Origin of the sequence: Streptomyces sirii (genome assembly GCF_045690365.1) — a bacterium.
GTDB classification, from domain to species: Bacteria; Actinomycetota; Actinomycetes; order Streptomycetales; family Streptomycetaceae; genus Streptomyces; species Streptomyces sirii.
The window spans coordinates 7,223,650-7,240,428 of the sequence record NZ_CP147982.1 but is presented as its reverse complement, the minus strand read 5'-3'; the positions used below and the strand labels follow the sequence as shown (position 1 = coordinate 7,240,428).

Annotated in this window: 13 protein-coding genes; 7 read left to right on the top strand and 6 right to left on the bottom strand. The window is 73.0% G+C overall.

Annotation, left to right across the window (positions count from 1 at the left end):
* The first annotated feature begins 320 nt into the window (after window positions 1-320).
* On the top strand, window positions 321-1,196 hold the full coding sequence (locus WAB15_RS32155) for a hypothetical protein (RefSeq protein WP_399146378.1): 876 nt from the start codon (window positions 321-323) through the stop codon (window positions 1,194-1,196).
* 112 nt (window positions 1,197-1,308) lie between these two features.
* On the opposite strand, the gene WAB15_RS32150 is transcribed toward WAB15_RS32155, so the two are convergent.
* Window positions 1,309-2,007: a GntR family transcriptional regulator gene (locus WAB15_RS32150; protein ID WP_399146377.1), complete on the bottom strand. Its 699-nt coding sequence runs from the start codon at window positions 2,005-2,007 to the stop codon at window positions 1,309-1,311.
* Between the two features lie 174 nt (window positions 2,008-2,181).
* Here WAB15_RS32150 and WAB15_RS32145 point away from each other — a divergent pair, with 174 nt between their 5' ends.
* Together WAB15_RS32145 and WAB15_RS32140 are read left to right on the top strand one after the other, a co-directional pair.
* A complete protein-coding gene (locus WAB15_RS32145; protein WP_407288382.1) occupies window positions 2,182-3,021 on the top strand; it encodes a (2Fe-2S)-binding protein in 840 nt (279 codons plus the stop codon).
* 196 nt (window positions 3,022-3,217) lie between these two features.
* A complete protein-coding gene (locus tag WAB15_RS32140) occupies window positions 3,218-4,312 on the top strand; it encodes a DUF2637 domain-containing protein (RefSeq protein WP_399146375.1) in 1,095 nt (364 codons plus the stop codon).
* Between the two features lie 40 nt (window positions 4,313-4,352).
* On the opposite strand, the gene WAB15_RS32135 is transcribed toward WAB15_RS32140, so the two are convergent.
* Window positions 4,353-4,712, bottom strand: a complete 360-nt coding sequence (locus tag WAB15_RS32135; protein WP_407288381.1) for an ATP-binding protein — start codon at window positions 4,710-4,712, stop codon at window positions 4,353-4,355.
* A 335-nt stretch (window positions 4,713-5,047) separates the two neighbouring features.
* On the opposite strand from WAB15_RS32135, the gene WAB15_RS32130 reads away from it, so the two are divergent.
* Window positions 5,048-8,182: an alpha-mannosidase gene (locus WAB15_RS32130; protein ID WP_407288380.1), complete on the top strand. Its 3,135-nt coding sequence runs from the start codon at window positions 5,048-5,050 to the stop codon at window positions 8,180-8,182.
* 2 nt (window positions 8,183-8,184) lie between these two features.
* Here the strand turns inward: WAB15_RS32130 and WAB15_RS32125 are convergent, their stop codons facing one another.
* Together WAB15_RS32125 and WAB15_RS32120 are read right to left on the bottom strand one after the other, a co-directional pair.
* On the bottom strand, window positions 8,185-9,927 hold the full coding sequence (locus WAB15_RS32125; protein WP_407288379.1) for a pyruvate dehydrogenase: 1,743 nt from the start codon (window positions 9,925-9,927) through the stop codon (window positions 8,185-8,187).
* Window positions 9,928-10,053: 126 nt separating this feature from the next.
* Window positions 10,054-11,193, bottom strand: coding sequence for a protein phosphatase 2C domain-containing protein (locus WAB15_RS32120; RefSeq protein WP_407288378.1), 1,140 nt, complete (start codon window positions 11,191-11,193; stop codon window positions 10,054-10,056).
* Window positions 11,194-11,343: 150 nt separating this feature from the next.
* Between WAB15_RS32120 and WAB15_RS32115 the strand changes: the two genes are divergently transcribed.
* On the top strand, window positions 11,344-11,826 hold the full coding sequence (locus WAB15_RS32115; protein WP_399146370.1) for a DUF456 domain-containing protein: 483 nt from the start codon (window positions 11,344-11,346) through the stop codon (window positions 11,824-11,826).
* A gap of 32 nt (window positions 11,827-11,858) precedes the next feature.
* Here the strand turns inward: WAB15_RS32115 and WAB15_RS32110 are convergent, their stop codons facing one another.
* Window positions 11,859-13,445 carry a bifunctional transcriptional activator/DNA repair enzyme AdaA gene (locus WAB15_RS32110; RefSeq protein WP_407289330.1) on the bottom strand — a complete coding sequence of 529 codons (1,587 nt, stop codon included), beginning with the start codon at window positions 13,443-13,445 and terminating at the stop codon, window positions 11,859-11,861.
* A 97-nt stretch (window positions 13,446-13,542) separates the two neighbouring features.
* Window positions 13,543-14,670, bottom strand: a complete 1,128-nt coding sequence (rsgA, locus tag WAB15_RS32105; protein WP_407288377.1) for a ribosome small subunit-dependent GTPase A — start codon at window positions 14,668-14,670, stop codon at window positions 13,543-13,545.
* A 474-nt stretch (window positions 14,671-15,144) separates the two neighbouring features.
* On the opposite strand from rsgA, the gene WAB15_RS32100 reads away from it, so the two are divergent.
* Window positions 15,145-15,861 carry a Crp/Fnr family transcriptional regulator gene (locus WAB15_RS32100; RefSeq protein WP_399146368.1) on the top strand — a complete coding sequence of 239 codons (717 nt, stop codon included), beginning with the start codon at window positions 15,145-15,147 and terminating at the stop codon, window positions 15,859-15,861.
* A 116-nt stretch (window positions 15,862-15,977) separates the two neighbouring features.
* Window positions 15,978-16,769, top strand: coding sequence for a hypothetical protein (locus WAB15_RS32095; protein WP_399146367.1), 792 nt, complete (start codon window positions 15,978-15,980; stop codon window positions 16,767-16,769).
* Window positions 16,770-16,779: the final 10 nt, after the last annotated feature.

Genomic DNA, 16,779 nt, shown 5'->3' with positions numbered 1-16,779 from the left:
CTTGTCATGGCGCCCACACCTGCTCGCCGTCAACCCCCTGTAGTCGGCCATGCCATGTCATACGTCGATTGGCTGGAAAACGACGGTCCCCGCGACGGATCGGCCGGGGCACGACGGTCCCGCCGCCGCCCCGGGTTCGACGCGCCGAGCGAACCGGGAGGTGGGACGATGAGCGGAGGCCCGAGGGCAGTGCCGCCCCATTACGCCCCACAGGCCCCGAGAATGGCCGCAAGTCGCACTGTGACGCGACGGTGGGCACTGGATGCTGGTCCGGGACCAGCGGGACCTCCCCCTTCACAGATTCTGTATGGAGGCGATCCATGACCGCAGGAGTGACCAAGACGACCGCCGGAACCGACTGGGGCAAGGCGGATTTCGAGGCGATCTACAACTGCCCTGATCCCCGTCGGTACTTCAGCACACTGCAACCCCTGGACTACCAGATTCCGCACCACGGCCAGGCGGTGTTCCGCGCCGTGACCGAGATCCTGCAGCGGCACCGCAGCGACCGCCCGCCACTGAACGTGGTCGACCTGTGCTGCTCATACGGGGTCAACGCGGCCCTGCTCAACCACCGGCTGTCCCTCTCCGACCTCTACGGCCGCTACACGCGGTACCGCCCCGACGTCCCGACGACCCGCCAACTCATCGAAGCGGACCGTACGTTCTTCGCCACTCGGCGGCGCGACGAGGCAGTGCGGGTGACCGGCCTCGACGCGGCCGAGAACGCGGTCGACTACGCCAAGGCGGTCGGCCTGCTCGACCACGGCTTCGCGGAGAACCTCGAAATCGACGAGCCGAGCCCGGCACTGCGGCGTGCTCTGGCCGGCACCGATCTGATCACCGTCACCGGCGGCGTCGGATACATCACCGCCCGCACCTTCGGGCGGCTCTTCGACTGCATGAGCTCGCCTCCCTGGGTCGCCGCGTTCGTCCTGCGCGAGGTGTCCTACCGACCGGTCTCCGCGCTGCTGGCCCGCGCCGGCCTGGTGACGGAGAAGCTCACCACTCGTACGTTCCGCCAGCGGCGGTTCGCGGACGGCGATGAGCGCCGGGCGGCGTTCGAGGCGCTCGCCGGGCGCGGCCTGTCCGTCGCGGGCAAGGAAGCCGACGGCTACTACCACGCCGATCTGTACCTGTCCCGGCCCGCGGCCGAAGTGGCGGCGGTCCCCCTGGCGGAGCTGCTGCCGGACTGAGCCGCCGGGCCTCGTCGGCCACCCGTACGAGTTGCGCCGTACGGGTGGCTTCCGTGCTGTTGTGGCGGGGGGGGGAGCCGGCCGGCCGGGGCGGGCGGCCTTCCGGGCGGCGTCAGTGCGGGTGGCGCGCCGCCGAGACGTGCTCGCGGGCGATCCGCTCGGCCACCGCGTACTCCTGCGCGATGAGGGCGTCGAGCAGCGCCGTGTGCTCGGAGGCGTCGGCCAGCAGCTCGGCCGTACGCCGCCGGAGCCCGCCGGGCCCCGCCCAGTGCGTGCGCCGCAGCAGGTCGCCGGTGACCTCGGTGAGCCGCCGGTTTCCGGTGAGCGAGATCATCGCGTGGTGGAAGGAGTGGTCGGCCTCGGCGTAGCCCGCCCGGTCCCCGCGGGCGGCGGCCGCGACCCCGGCGGCGGCGAGCGGGCGCAGCTCCTCCCAGCGCTCCGGGGGCAGTGCCCGGGCCAGCCGGACGATCGCGGGCACCTCCAGCATGGCGCGGACCTCGGCCAGCTCGGCGAGGTCGCGGGGGCTGCGCTCGGCGACCCGGAAGCCGCGGTTGGGCACCACCTCGACGGCGCCCTCGCCGGCCAGCTGCTGCATCGCCTCGCGGACCGGGGTCGCGGAGACGCCGTAGCGCTCGGCGAGCGCGGGCGCGGAGTAGACCTCGCCGGGGAGCAGCTCCCCGCCGGCCAGCGCCTGGCGCAGCGCGGCCAGTACCTGGCCGCGGACGGAGTGCCGCCGGGGCACGGCGGAGCCGGGCTGCGCGGGCACCCAGGCCCGTGCGCGCGGCGGCTGTTCCGCTGTGCCCTGCTCCATGACGGTCCCTCCTGACGTTCCCAGCACCATAGGCGGCCTTGGCCTCAGTTCAAATCCGGGCGCGGGTACCCGAGCGCCGGCTGCCGGGCAGGACTGGCTCTCCGCGGGCGCGGGTAAAGTCTTCGGATAAGGTAAGCCTTACCTGCCAACGATCGCGATTCGGTGGTCTCCCGCATGACTCCTGCCCTCGCCGCGCCGCCCGCCGCCCACCCCGTCGCCGACGCCTACGCCCGGCTCTTTGAGGTCTTCCCCGGTATGCAGGTGACCACTTGGGACTCCGCCCCGCCCACCGGTGACGGCTGGGTCGGCGCGGCCGGGCTCGCGGCCGGCGGTGAGATCCTCGACACCTTCCTCGCCTGGGACGACGCACAGGTCCAGCGGGACTACGGACAGCGCGCCCGGACCGACGTGATCGCCAGCTTCGCGCTGCACCGCTACGCCTGGCCGGCCTGCCTGCTGATCACCGTCCCCTGGTTCCTGCACCGCCGGGTCCCGGTACTGCCCCCGCAGAACGTCTCCTTCCAGCGCGCGCTGGGCCGGATGGCGGTGCGCATCGACTCCTTCGGGTGCCTTCCGGACGATCCCGCGGCGGCGCTGCCCGGCGCCCGGGTCGTGGCGGACGAGGAGGCGCTGCGCGCGGAGGTGCGGGCCGCGGTGGCCGGGCACCTCGCACCCGTACTGGAGGGCTTTGGCACCCGGATGCGGCGCGGGCCGCGGGCACTGTGGGGCATGGCGACCGACGAGATCGTCGAGGGGCTCTGGTACCTGGGGCACCTGCTGGGCGAGGAGCCGCGCGCGATGGCCGAACTGGAGCTGCTGCTGCCGGGTGCCACCGCCCCGTACGTGCGCGGCGCCGGATTCCGCACGCTGACCGGCCCGAACGGCGAGGTGCTGCCGACCCGGGACCGCGCCAGCTGCTGCATGTTCTACACGCTGCGCCCCGAGGACACCTGCGTCACCTGTCCGCGCACCTGCGACGCGGATCGCCTCACCCGCCTCACGGCAACCGGCTGACCCCCACACCCCCCTTTCGGGGCACCGAATTCGAAATCAATTCGCCACTCCCGCAAGGGAGTTCGACGAGACACGCACGAACCGCCGGTCCCCGGACCTCCTTGGCGTTCTCTTGCTCCGAAACCCCCTGTACGAGGGGCCGACTCCGCCAGGATGTCGCGCGAAATCGCCTACCCCGAGGCAAGGGATCCCCACAATGAGAAACACGGACATATCGCTGGACTGGATGGTTCCCGGCGCGCTGGCGCTCGGTGCCGTCATGGCCGCCGCGGCCCTGGTCGTACGCGGCCGACGCGCCGCCGCCCAGGCCGGCGGCGACGACTCCTGGGAACGCAGCGAGGAGCGGCGCCGCCGCAAGGAGGCCGTCTTCGCCTCCGCCTCCTATCTGCTGCTCTTCTGCTGTGCCGCGGTCGCCGCCGCGCTGTCCTTCCACGGGCTGGTCGGCTTCGGTGTGCAAAACCTCAACCTCACCGGGGGCTGGGAGTATCTGGTGCCCTTCGGGCTCGACGGTGCGGCGATGTTCTGCTCCGTCCTGGCCGTACGGGAGGCCAGTCACGGCGACGCCGCGCTCGGCTCGCGCCTCTTGGTATGGACGTTCGCGGGCGCCGCGGCCTGGTTCAACTGGGTGCATGCGCCGCGCGGCCTGGACCACGCCGGCGCCCCGCAGTTCTTCGCCGGTATGTCGCTGTCCGCCGCGGTCCTCTTCGACCGGGCGCTCAAGCAGACCCGGCGGGCGGCGCTGCGCGAGCAGGGCCTGGTGCCCCGCCCGCTGCCGCAGATCCGGGTCGTGCGCTGGCTGCGCGCGCCCCGTGAGACCTTCGCCGCCTGGTCGCTGATGCTGCTGGAAGGCGTGCGGACGCTGGACGAGGCGGTCGAGGAGGTCCGCGAGGACCGACGGGAGAAGCACCTCGGCCGGCTGCGCAGACGCGAGCAGGGCAAGATCGACCGGGCCCGCATCAAGGCCATCAACCGGCAGCACCGGCACCGCTCCTGGAGCATCGGCCGGGGTGGCGGCCGCCAACTTGCAGTGACGTCCGCGTCGGCGGCCCCCGCGGAGGTCGCCGGCCCGGACTCCGCCATAGCCGGCGATCAGCCGCCACTACCCACCGTAGAACTGCCCGTGCGCTCCCGCCCGGCCCTCAAGGCGGTATCGGGCGCTGACGCCGATGCCGTCGACGGCTCGGCCGGCCCGCGCGCCGTGGACCTCACCGCCGAGGACGACACCCAGACGCTGCCCCGTCTGGACTCCCTCGAGGAGAAACTCGCCGAGATCGAACGGCAGTTCGGCTGACCGGTGGCGGACCGCGCCGACCGACACCCCCGCATTCGGGTCAGGCCGGTCCGCCGCCCAGCTCGAACCACACGCACTTGCCCAGACCCTCGGTGCGTATCCCCCAGGCGTCCGCCAGGGAGCGCACCAGCAGCAGCCCCCGGCCGGACGTCCCGTCCACCGTCGCCGCGCGTACCTCGGGGCGCCCGGACGCGCAGTCCCGCACCTCCACCCGCAGCCGGTCGCCGATCCTGGCCGTGACGACCGCTCCGCCCTCCGCGTGCACCAGGGCGTTGGTGACCAGTTCGCTGGTGAGCAGCGTCGCGACGTCCGCGAGTTCGCCGCCGCCGGCCCAGCGGCTCACTAACTGCCGCAGCTCCCGGCGCACCTCGCCGACCGCGCGCAGATCCGCATGCCGCACCTTGCGCTCCAATACACCCGGCGCTCGCGCGGCGGCTCCCCCGCTCCGGCCCCCCTCGGTCGTCCCCTGCCGTCTGTCGCGTTCCTCGCGCCGCACAGGCTGACGCATTCTCTCCCCCGCCCCCAACGAACATCGGCGCCCGGTCTCGAACAGCCTCACGGTCAGCATGCCCATCGGATCAGTCGCCATGCTTCCGCTCTCGCCCCCGCTCGCCGTACCTCGCGCGCCGGGTGCGCGGGGTGCGCCGGGCCGGGTTCCGGTGGGTATGCCTGATCTGAGCCTGCCGTCGGTCCGGCCGGGCCCGGATGCGTCCGCGACGAGCGTGAGGAGCCGCTGTGCACGACGACCGCCTGCTGGTGGAGGGGCGCCTGGAGCGGGCGCTGGGGCAGTTCATCCGGCCCGCGCAGTACGCCGCGCGGCTGCCGCTGCGGCTCGCCGTATGGCATGCGCCCGGAGAACCGGTGCCGGTGGAGGAGGCGTTGCGGGCCGGGTACGAGCCGTTCGCGGTCGGCGAAGCGTGGGGCCCGCCGTGGTCGACGAGCTGGTTCCGGCTGGCGGGCGAGGTGCCGGAGGGCTGGGCGGGGCGCCGGGTGGAGGCCGTCATCGACCCCGGCTTCAGCGGCGACGGGCCGGGCTTCCAGGCCGAGGGCCTGGTGTACGACGCCGACGGGGTGCCCCTCAAGGGCATCCATCCGCGCAACCGCCATGTCCCCGTCGGCTCCCCGGCCCGCGGCGGCGAGGAGGTCCGGCTGCTGCTGGAGGCCGCCGCGAACCCGACGGTGCTGCGCGACTTTCGCCCCACCGACCTCGGCGATGTGCGCACCGCCCCCGACCGCCCGCTGTACCGCTTCGCCTCGGCGGATCTCGCGGTACTCGACGAAGAGGTCTGGCATCTGCTGCTCGACATCGAGGTGCTGTCGGAGCTGATGCACGAGCTGCCCACCGACCGTCCCCGCCGGCACGAGATCCTGCGGGCGCTGGAGGACCTGCTGGACGCGCTGGACCTGCACGATGTCGGCGGCACCGCGGCCGCCGGCCGGGCCGCGCTCGGCGACGTACTGAGCCGGCCGGCCGCCGCCAGCGCCCACCGGGTGTCGGCCACCGGACACGCCCATATCGACTCCGCCTGGCTCTGGCCGCTGCGCGAGACCGTGCGCAAGGCCTCCCGCACCTTCGCCAATGTCACCCAACTCACCAAGGAGTACCCGGAGTTGCTGTTCTCCTGTTCCCAGGCGCAGCAGTACGCCTGGGTCCGGGACCACCAGCCGCACATCTGGGAGCGCATCAAGGAGGCCGTGACCGCGGGCAACTGGGCGCCGGTCGGCTCGATGTGGGTGGAGTCCGACGCCAACATGCCCGGCGGCGAGGCGCTGGCCCGGCAGCTCGTCCACGGCAAGCGCTTCTTCCTGGAGGAGCTGGGGGTGGAGACCGAGGAGATCTGGCTGCCGGACTCCTTCGGCTACACCGCCGCCTTCCCCCAGCTTGCCCGGCTGGCCGGCGCGAAGTGGTTCCTCACCCAGAAGCTGTCGTGGAACCAGACCGACCGGATGCCGCACCACACCTTCTGGTGGGAGGGCATCGACGGCACCCGCGTCTTCACCCACTTCCCGCCGGTCGACACCTACAACGCCCAGTTCCACGCCCGTGAACTCGCCCACGCCGAGCGGAACTTCGCCGACAAGGGCCGCGCCACCCGGTCCCTGGTCCCCTTCGGCTGGGGCGACGGCGGCGGCGGCCCGACCCGCGAGATGCTGGAGCGGGCCCGCCGGCTGCGCTCCCTGGAGGGCTCGCCCCGCGTCGAGATCGAAGCGCCGGCCCGGTTCTTCGCGTCCGCCCACGAGGAGTACGGGGCGGCGGCGCCGGTCTGGTCGGGCGAGCTGTATCTGCAGTTCCACCGCGGTACGTACACCTCCCAGGCGAAGACCAAGCAGGGCAACCGGCGGTGCGAACACCTGCTGCGGGAGGCCGAGTTGTGGGCGGCGACGGCGGCGGTGCGCACCGGCCACCCGTACCCGTACGACGCCCTCGACCGCCTGTGGAAGACCGTTCTGCTGCACCAGTTCCACGACATCCTGCCGGGCTCGTCCATCGCCTGGGTGCACCGCGAGGCCCGCGACACCTACGCGGCGGTCGAGGCGGAGCTGACCGGGATCACCGAGGCCGCGATCGCGGCGCTGGGGCCGGGCGGCCCCGAGGAGGCGACCCGGCCGCCGACGGTGTTCAACGCCTCGCCCTACGACCGGGACGAGATCGTCGAACTGCCGGCCGGGGCAGCCGGCCCGGGGCCGCCCGGGCCCACCGCCGTCGCGGTCCACGTACCCGCCCTCGGATCCGCTCCGCTGCACCCGCCCGGCGCCGGCTCCCCCACCCCGGCACCCCCTGTCGTCCGGGCGAGCACCGACACCACCGGCACCATCACCCTCGACAACACCCTCCTCCGGGTCCGCATCGACACCGACGGACTGCTGGTCTCCGTACGCGATCTGCACGCCGGGCGGGAGGTCCTGGCACCCGGCGCGCGCGGCAATCTGCTGCAGCTGCACCCCGACCACCCCAACCAGTACGACGCCTGGGACCTCGACCGGCACTACCGCAACCAGCACACCGACCTGACCGACGCCGAGTCCGTCGAGCTGCTGGAATCCGGGCCGCTGTCCGCCACGGTCCGGGTGACCAGGGCGTTCGGCGCGTCGCGCGGCACCCAGGAGCTGACCCTGCGGGCCGGCTCGCGCCGCCTGGACATCCGCACCGACATCGACTGGCACGAGTCGGAGAAGGTCCTCAAGGCCGCGTTCCCCCTCGATGTGCACGCCGAACGGTCCACCGCCGAGATCCAGTTCGGGCATGTCCACCGCCCCACCCACGCCAACACCAGCTGGGACGCCGCACGTTTCGAGATCTGCGCCCACCGCTGGCTGGCCGTCGCCGAGCCCGGCTACGGCGTCGCGCTGCTCAACGACTCGACGTACGGCCATGACGTCACCCGCACCCCGCACCCCGACGGCCTGGGCACCACCGTCCGGCTGACCCTGCTGCGCGCGCCGCGCAGCCCCGACCCCGAGACCGACCAGGGAACCCACCGCTTCACCTACGCGCTGCTGCCGGGCGCCGGGGCCGGCGAGGCGGTCGCCGAGGGCCTGGCCCTCAACCTCCCCCTCCGCACCGCCACCACCGCACCGCCGGTCCCCCCGCTGATCCGCGTCGACCACCCGGCCCTCACCGTCGAGTCGGTCAAGCTCGCCGAGGACCGCAGCGGGGACGTCGTGGTGCGGCTGTACGAGTCCCGTGGCGGCCGCGCCAACGGCACGCCCTCCCCCGGATTCCCGATCGAACGCGCCACCGTGACCGACCTGTTGGAGCGCCCCCTGCACGACGAGGAGGAGGGACCGACCTCGGATGTGACGCTCGCCCTGCGCCCCTTCCAGATCCTGACGCTGCGGCTCCGCCCCCAGCGGCCCGCCCGCGAATGAACCTACAGCCGGGGAATGTTGCGCAGGTTGGACCGGGCCATCTGCAGCATCCGGCCGACCCCGCCGGCCAGCACCATCTTCCCGGCCGACAGCGCGAAGCCGGACACCATCTCCGCACTGATCTTCGGGGGGATGGACAGCGCATGCGGATCGGTGACGACGTCGACCAGCGCCGGCCCCTTGTGCGCGAAGGCCTCGCGCAGCGCACCGCGCAGCTGCTTGGGCTTCTCCACCCGTACGCCGTGCGCGCCGGCCGCGCGGGCGATGGCCGCGAAGTCGGGGTTGCGGTTGGTCGTGCCGTACGACGGCAGGCCGGAGACCAGCATCTCCAACTCCACCATGGCCAGTGCGGAGTTGTTGAAGAGCACCACCTTCACCGGCAGGTCGTACTGGACGAGGGTGAGGAAGTCGCCCATCAGCATGGCGAATCCGCCGTCGCCGGACATCGAGACGACCTGCCGTCCGCGGTCGAGGAACTGGGCGCCGATCGCCTGCGGCAGGGCGTTGGCCATCGAGCCGTGGCTGAACGAGCCGATCACCCGGCGGCGCCCGTTGGGGGTGAGGTAGCGGGCCGCCCAGACGTTGCACATGCCCGTGTCGACGGTGAAGACCGCGTCGTCGGCGGCCTCCTCGTCCAGGACGGCGGCGACGAACTCGGGGTGGATCGGGGTGCGCTTCTCGACCTTGCGGGTGTAGGCCTTGACCACGCCCTCCAGCGCGTCCGCGTGCTTCTTCAGCATCCGGTCCAGGAATCTGCGGTCGGTCTTCAGCCGGACCCTGGGGATCAGACAGCGCAGCGTCTCGCGGACGTCGCCCCACACGGCGAGGTCGAGCTGGGAGCGGCGGCCCAGGTGTTCGGGGCGGACATCGACCTGGACGATCTCGACGTCGTCGGGCAGGAACGCGTTGTACGGGAAGTCCGTGCCGAGCAGGATCAGCAGATCGCATTCGTGGGTGGCCTCGTAGGCCGCGCCGTAGCCCAGCAGCCCGCTCATGCCGACGTCGTAGGGGTTGTCGTACTGGATCCACTCCTTGCCGCGCAGCGCGTGCCCGACCGGGGACTTCACCCGCTCGGCGAACTCCATCACCTCGGAGTGCGCACCCGCCGTGCCGCTGCCGCAGAAGAGCGTGACCTTGCCCGCCTCGTCGATCATGCGGGCCAGCTTGTCGATCTCGTCGTCTCCGGGACGTACCGAGGGGCGCGCGGTGACCAGGGCGTGCTCGATGGCGCGCTCGGGAGCCTGCTCGGCGGCGATGTCGCCGGGGAGGGAGACCACCGCGACGCCGCTTTGCCCGATGGCGTGCTGGATCGCGGTCTGCAGCACCCGCGGCATCTGCTTGGTGCTGGAGATCAGTTCGCTGTAGTGGCTGCACTCGGTGAACAGCCGGTCGGGGTGGGTCTCCTGGAAGAAGCTCGTGCCGATCTCGCTGGAGGGGATGTGCGAGGCCAGGGCGAGGACCGGGGCCATGGAGCGGTGCGCGTCGAAGAGGCCGTTGATCAGGTGGAGATTGCCCGGGCCGCAGGAACCGGCGCAGGCCGCGAGCGTACCGGTGAGCTGCGCCTCCGCGCCGGCGGCGAAGGCCGCGACCTCCTCGTGCCGGACCTGGATCCAGTCGATCGCGGAGTGCCGGCGGACGGCGTCCACCACCGGGTTCAGGCTGTCTCCGACGACCCCGTAGAGCCGCCGCACCCCCGCGCGCGACAGGATGTCCACGAACTGCTCGGCCACGGTCTGCTTCGCCATGTCGCGCTCGCTCCTTCGGCGGGGTGCGGGTTCGGGCGGGGTCGGAGCTCGGCACCCGAGCCCCTCCCATGAACCCACGCGGAGCCGGGGTGCGCCTCCGGGGCGGTCCGTGTCGACGGCCCGGCGCTACGACTCCCAGACCCCGACCGCTGTCCGGTCCTTCGTATGGCCCTGGGCGCGTAGTTGTGCGGTGGTGGTGAGGAACGGCACCAGGCCCGGGGGTTCGGGGGCGGACCACTGGGCGGCCAGGCGGGCGGCGAAGTCGGGCTCCTGCTGGAGGGGTTCTGCCAGGCCGGTGCTGCACAGCAGCAGGGTGTCCCCCGGACGGCCGCACTCCGCGCGGAAGCGGAAGGGCTCCGGCTGATGGGTCGCGGCCGGCTCCAGGTCCTGCCAGGCGCCGTCGCGCAACCGGAAGAGTCCGCCCGCGCCGACGCCGAAGAACACCCGGGTACGGCAGTCCGGGTCGGCGGGCAGCAGGAGGCACCGCAGCGCCGCCGTGTAGTTCTCCGGCGCGGCCCCCCGGTCCAGCGCCCGGGCGCGCAGCTTGCCGTAGGTGCGGTCGGTGAGCCGCTGCAGGCCGGAGACGAGGGCGTCGCGATGGTCCGTACGGATGTCCTGGGCCAGTCGGGTGCAACTGCGGCCGACCGCGCCGCCGATCCAGGCGCAGGCGTCCTGTGCGGCGCGGTGGGCGCCCTCGACGGCCGGCAGACCGGTGGCGACGGCCACCAGGATCAGGGTGTGCCGGCCGGTGCCGAAGCGGGCGGTGAGCAGCGCGTCCCGGCGGGCCTCACCGCGGTAGCGGGCGGAGGCGCCGCGCTGCGAGGCGGCGCGCAGGGTCAGCGAGCCGTATCGGGCGCCGTCCAGCACCGTGTCGGGCACCAACTCGTCGAGCGCGTCGGGGTCGGCCGCGGGCAGCGCGACCGGCTCGGCGGCGGGCGAGGACGGCATGCCCCAGGTGGGGGCGGGTGGGCGCGATCCCGGGCCGGTGGCCCGGAGCGGGATCGGCGCGGCGGGCTCGGGCGGCGGCGGGAGCTTCCTTGCGGGCGGTTCGGCCCGCGCGGGCGGGACCGCCCACTCCGGTGCGCCGACCGCCCGCAGCGCCGACTCCACCCGGTCGTCGAGGGTGTCCGAGGCGTCGGCCGGACCGGCATCGCGCACGGCGCCGCGCTCCGGGGCATCGCCGACCGCGGCCTCCCCGCCGCCCTCCCCGTACAACTGCCGCCACCAGTCGTCCTCCTGGCCGCGTCGTGCCCCCTGCTGATTCATGGGCCGTATTGTTCCTGCGCGGTGGTCGCCGAAACAGGGCGCGCATGAGCGTGCGTGCCCCCTCCGGCAAGCGCTTCGGGGCCGCTTCCGGCAGGCTTGGGCCATGAGAGAGCGCAATGTACGGGCCGTCACGGGGGGTGCGGCCGGCGCATGAGTGCGTGGCAGCTGGTCGCGGTGGGGGCGGTCATGCTGCTCGGACTCTTCGGCGTGCTGGTGCCCGGCATCCCGGGGCCGCTGATCGTATGGGCCGGTGTGCTGTGGTGGGCACTGACCGAGACGTCCGCCGCGGCCTGGGCGGTGCTGTTCGGCGCCACCGCCGTCCTGCTCCTCAACCAGGCGGTGAAATGGCTGCTGCCGACCCGCGATCTGCGGGCCGCGGGCACGCCGTACCGCACGCTGTTCCTGGCGGGCACGGCCGGCATCGTGGGCTTCTTCGTGATCCCGGTCATCGGCGGTCCGCTGGGCGCGATCGGCGGCCTCTACCTGCTGGAACGGGTCCGGCTCGGCAGCCATGGCGACGCCTGGGCCTCGACGCGTACGGCCATGCGCGCCATCGGGCTGAGCGTGCTGATCGAGCTGTTCTCCTGTCTGCTGGTGGTCGGGGCGTGGACCGGAGTGGTGATCGCGGGCTGAGGGACGCGGCCCGGAAGGCCGGCGGCGAGGGGTCACCCGGCCCGGACTGCCGCGGCGTACCCGGCCGGTTCGGGCACCCCGTCCAGCTCCGCGCCTCCTGATGTCCCGCCCCCGGGCAGCTCACCCACCGGGAGCAACCCGGCGCTCCACAGATGGTGCAGGGCGTACGCGCCCCAGGGCCGCCACGCCGCGGCCGCCCCCACCCCCACCCGTTCCTGCGCCGCCCCGGTCCCCACATCCGGGTCCCCCAGCGCCCGCATCCTGATGTACGCGGCCGCCCGCGGGCCGACCCCGGGCAGTGCGGCCAGCGCCCGCTCGGCCGCCTCCCGGTCGGCGCCCGCGTCCAGCACGACCGCCCCGTCGGCGAGCGCCGCGCAGAGCGTCCGCACCGGCTCCGCGACCTCCCCGCCTGTCAGCTCCGCGGGCGCCGGGAAGAGGTGGGTGAGCCCGCCGTCCGCCGCGTCCAGCGGCTTTCCGTACGCCCGCACCAGAGCGGCGGCGCGCGTCGGCGGCCCGCCGAGCACGATCCGTACGGCCAGCTCCTCGGGGTCCGCGGCACCGGGCGCACGCAGCCCCGGGCGCGCGGCCACCAGCGGCCCGAGCAGCGGGTGTGTGCCGAGCCGCTCGGCGACGGCGTACGGGTCGGCGTCCAGGTCGAACAGCCGGCGCATCCGCTGCACGGCCGTCGGCAGGTCCCGCAGATCGCTCAGCCGCAACCGGCACTCCAGCCACCCGCCGTCCGTCCCCCGCGCGGCCGGGCACACCAGGCCGGCCGGCGGCCGGCGCCGGCCGGGTGGCCCGGCGGGCTCGTCGACCTCGGCGATCCCACTGCCGTGGTCGAGCCGCAGCGTGCGGCGGTACGTACGCGCGCCGCGTTCGCCGCGTATCTCCTCGACCCCCGGTACCGCCCGTAGCTGCAGGAAGTCGAAGACCTCGGCCGCCGCGTACGGCCCGCGGTGGGCGAGCCGCAGCGGGATGCCGCCGAGTGCCGCCGAACTCCCGGGCTCTTCTCCGGCCCCGGCCTCGGCCCTGGCATCGGCTCCTCGCCCGCCGCCGCGCCCACGCCCGACCGCGGCCCGCAGTTCGCTCGGCGTCCCCGCGTAGATCTCCCGCATCGTGTCGTTGAACTGGCGGATGCTGGCGAATCCGGCCGCGAACGCCAGCTCGGTGACCGGCAGCTTCGTGGTCTGCAGCAGCACCCGCGCGGTGTACGCCCGGCGGGCCCGGGCCAGCGCGACCGGTCCGGCGCCCAGCTCGGCCGTCAGCTGCCGCTGCACCTGGCGGGGGCTGTAGCCCAGCCGCCGGGCCAGCCCGCCGACGCCCTCCCGGTCGACCACGCCGTCCCCGATGAACCGCATGGCCCGGCCCACCAGATCGGCCCGCACATTCCACTCCGCCGAACCGGGCACGGCGTCCGGCCGGCACCGCCGGCAGGCCCGGAAGCCCGCCGACTGCGCGGCGGCGGCCGACGGGAAGAACCGCACGTTCACCCGCTTGGGCGTGACCGCCGGGCAACTCGGCCGGCAGTAGATGCCGGTCGTCACCACCGCGAAGAAGAACTCCCCGTCGAACCGCCCATCCCGGCTCGACACCGCTTCGTACCTGGCCTCATCGTCCATCACACCCCCAGTGTCCGCCGCGCCCGGCGCCGTGACCGGCGGGAATCGGACATGGCGTTCGGGGGCCGGCCGGGCCGACCCCCGAAGGCCTCTCACCTCACTCCCGCGCGCCCCGCTTCCGCTCGGCCAGGTGCCGCCCCAGCGCCTGCTTCTGCTTCCAGTCCCGCCGGATCTCGGCGCGCAGCCGGGCGTCCGTCTTCGCCACGATGCGCTGGTTCTCACGCAGCAGTTTCCGGTAGCTCTCCAGGCGCCGAACGGGCAACTCCCCGTACTCCACCGCCTCCAGTACGGCGCAGCCGGGCTCGGCCTCATGCGCGCAGTCCTGGAAGCGGCACTCCTCGGCCAGCGCCTCGACGTCCGCGAAGGTCCGGGCGAGCCCGCCCTCCGCGTCCCACATCCCGACGCCGCGCAGGCCGGGCGTATCGATCAGCACCCCGCCACCGGGCAGCACATGCAGATCCCGTGTGGTCGTGGTGTGCCGCCCCTTGCCGTCCCGGTCGCGGATCGCCTGGACGACCTGCACGTCCGCGCCGACCAGGGCGTTGGCCAGTGTGGACTTGCCCGCGCCGGACTGCCCCAGCAGCACCGACGTCCCCCCGGCGAGCACGGCGGACAGCACGTCCACCCCCTCGCCGGTCGCCGAACTGACCGCCAGCACCTGCACACCGGGCGCCACCGACTCGGCATCCGCCACGAGGTGCGCCAGTCCGTCCGGCTCCCCGACCAGATCCGCCTTGGTCAGCGCCACGAGCGGCTCGGCACCGCTCTCCCAGGCCAGCGAGACGAACCGTTCGATTCGCCCGAGGTCCAGCGCATCGGCCAGCGACACCGCTACCACCGCGTGGTCGACGTTCGCGGCCAGGATCTGCCCGTCGGAACGCTTGGACGAGGCCGACCGCACAAACGACGTGCGCCGCGGCAGCAACGCCCGCACCACACCGTCGATATGGTCGCCCACCCGGCCGTTCTCCAGGTCGATGACGGCCCAGTCGCCGGTGCACGGCACCCGCAGCGGGTCGCTGGTCGCCACCAGCGCGGTGTCGGCGAGCACGGTCCGGACACCGGCCCCGTCGGCCACGACGGCGTCCACCCGCCCGCGGTCCACGCGGACGATCCGGCCGGGCACGAACCCCTGCCCGGCGAAGGGGGTGAAGCTCTCCGCGAACCCCTCGTCCCAGCCGTAGCCGGTCAGCGGGTGCGCAGCGGAAAGGTTGAACTCGAACAACGGGATGACCCTTCGAGAAGAAGCGGCCCCGGCTACCCGCGCAACGTACGCATATCGCGCAACGCGCGGAGAAAAAGAGTGAGGTGACGTGAAGTCAGCCGGAGACCGCGGGGATGAGAGTGATGGTCTTCTGAATGCGGGCAGCGCCCACCGCAATGACAGTCACCAGTACTCACCTCCGGGCTTCCTCAACGGCCGAACAACGGCAGCTCCGGGCCACCGTCAAGAACGTCTCCGAGCCTAGAACAGCAGCGCGCGGCAACGCCAACCCTTTTTTCAGGGAACGCCCAGCGCCCCGGGGTGGGTCGGCAACCGGCGCTTGCGTGATCCGCTGTGCGCCCCAGCGTGCGCCCAGCGCATCAAGTCGGCCCTGCGCACTCTCTGCCCTGGTGCGCTCCCAACTGCTCTTCTGTGTCACATGATTCGTACGGATCGGACGAATCGCGGCGGCAGCTGAGGAGAAAAGGAACGCCCTTGACCACACAGTCCGAAACCCAGGGCCGGGAGGACTGGCCCGTCCGCAGCTTCCTCGGCGGTATGTCGGAGTCCGTGCGTACCGAGCTGCTCCGGCTCGGTACGCGCTGCCGCTATCTGCCGCAGGAGATCCTGATACGCGAGGGCGACCGCTCCCACCATGTCGTGCTGCTGCGCTCCGGTTTCGTGAAGGTCACCGCGCGCTTGGACAACGGTCATGAGGCGCTGCTCGCCATCCGCGTGGGCGGCGACATCGTCGGCGAGATGGCGGCCATGGACGACGCCCCGAGGTCGGCCACGGTCACCGCCTGCGGCGAGGTGGTCGCCAGCATCGTCCGCGAGTCCGACCTGCGGTTCTTCCTCGGTACCCATCCCGAGGCGGCGATGACCATCGCCGGGATCGTGGCCCAGCGGCTGCGCTGGGCGAACCGCCGGCGCATCGAGTTCGGCGGGTATCCGGTCAAGGTCCGGCTCGCCCGGGTCCTCGCGGAACTGGCGGGCTCCTACGGCCATCCGGTGCCGCGCGGACGGGTCATCGGCGTCGACCTCACCCAGCCGGAGCTGGCCGCGCTCACCGGCTCCGCGGAGGTCACGATCCACAAGGCGCTCGCCGAACTGCGCAAGGACGGCCTGATCACCACGGGGTACCGGCGCACCACCGTGCTCGACCTGAGCCGGCTGCGGGAGGTCGCCCGGATGGGCCCCACTGTCTCGTAACGCCCGCCACTACGGCCGAAAACCGTATTTCTACGACCCACTCGGTGTTTCCCGCCTCTGGCCGCACAGTTGACGCCCGACCCCGGTCAACTACGGCAGACAGGTGGCGAAAGCCCATGACATCGCAGCCCCCGGCTCAGTCCCAACCACAGCCGCACGCACAGGAGATCATCACCCGCCATCTGTGCATGGCGGCCGATGTGGAGAAGTACAGCCGCCTCGACACTTTGAGCCAGGAGGTCATCCAGGCCGACCTGGTCCAGGTGCTGGAGGAGGCGGCCGTGCTCAGCGGCCTCGACCGTACGACCTGGTCCCGCCAGCCTCAGGGGGACCAGGAGTTCGCCGTACTGCCTCCGGACACCCCGGAGGCGGTGGTGCTGGGCGACTTCGTACGGCATCTGGCCGTCCGGCTGGGCGAGCGCAACGCCAACCGCGCCGAAGGGGACCGGATGCGGCTCCGCCTGGCGATCGACATCGGCGTGGCCCGCACCGCCGCCCTCGGATACTCCGGCCCCGCCCCGATAGCCGTGGCCCGCTATCTGAACGCGCCCCAGCTGAAGCGGGTGCTGGAGGTCATGGACTCGACCGACCTCGTGGTCATCGTCTCCGACCGGCTCTACCAGGACGTCGTACGGCTGCGGGGCCAGGGCCTGGATCCGCAGCGGTACGTCAGGGCGCACATCCGGCAGAAGGAGTTCAACGGCTACGGCTGGATCCACGTACCGGAGCACGGCCCGGAGGAGGTGCGGCCGCTGGTCGACACCCCCGAACCGGAGGGTGCGGCGGGCGGCACCGGACCCGCGGCCGGGCCCACCACCACCAACACCGTGAGCCGGATCGACGGCGGCGTCGTCCACTTCGGAAGCGGTGACGCGGCCAACACCATCCACAAGAAGTACTACGGGTGATGGAGCGTCA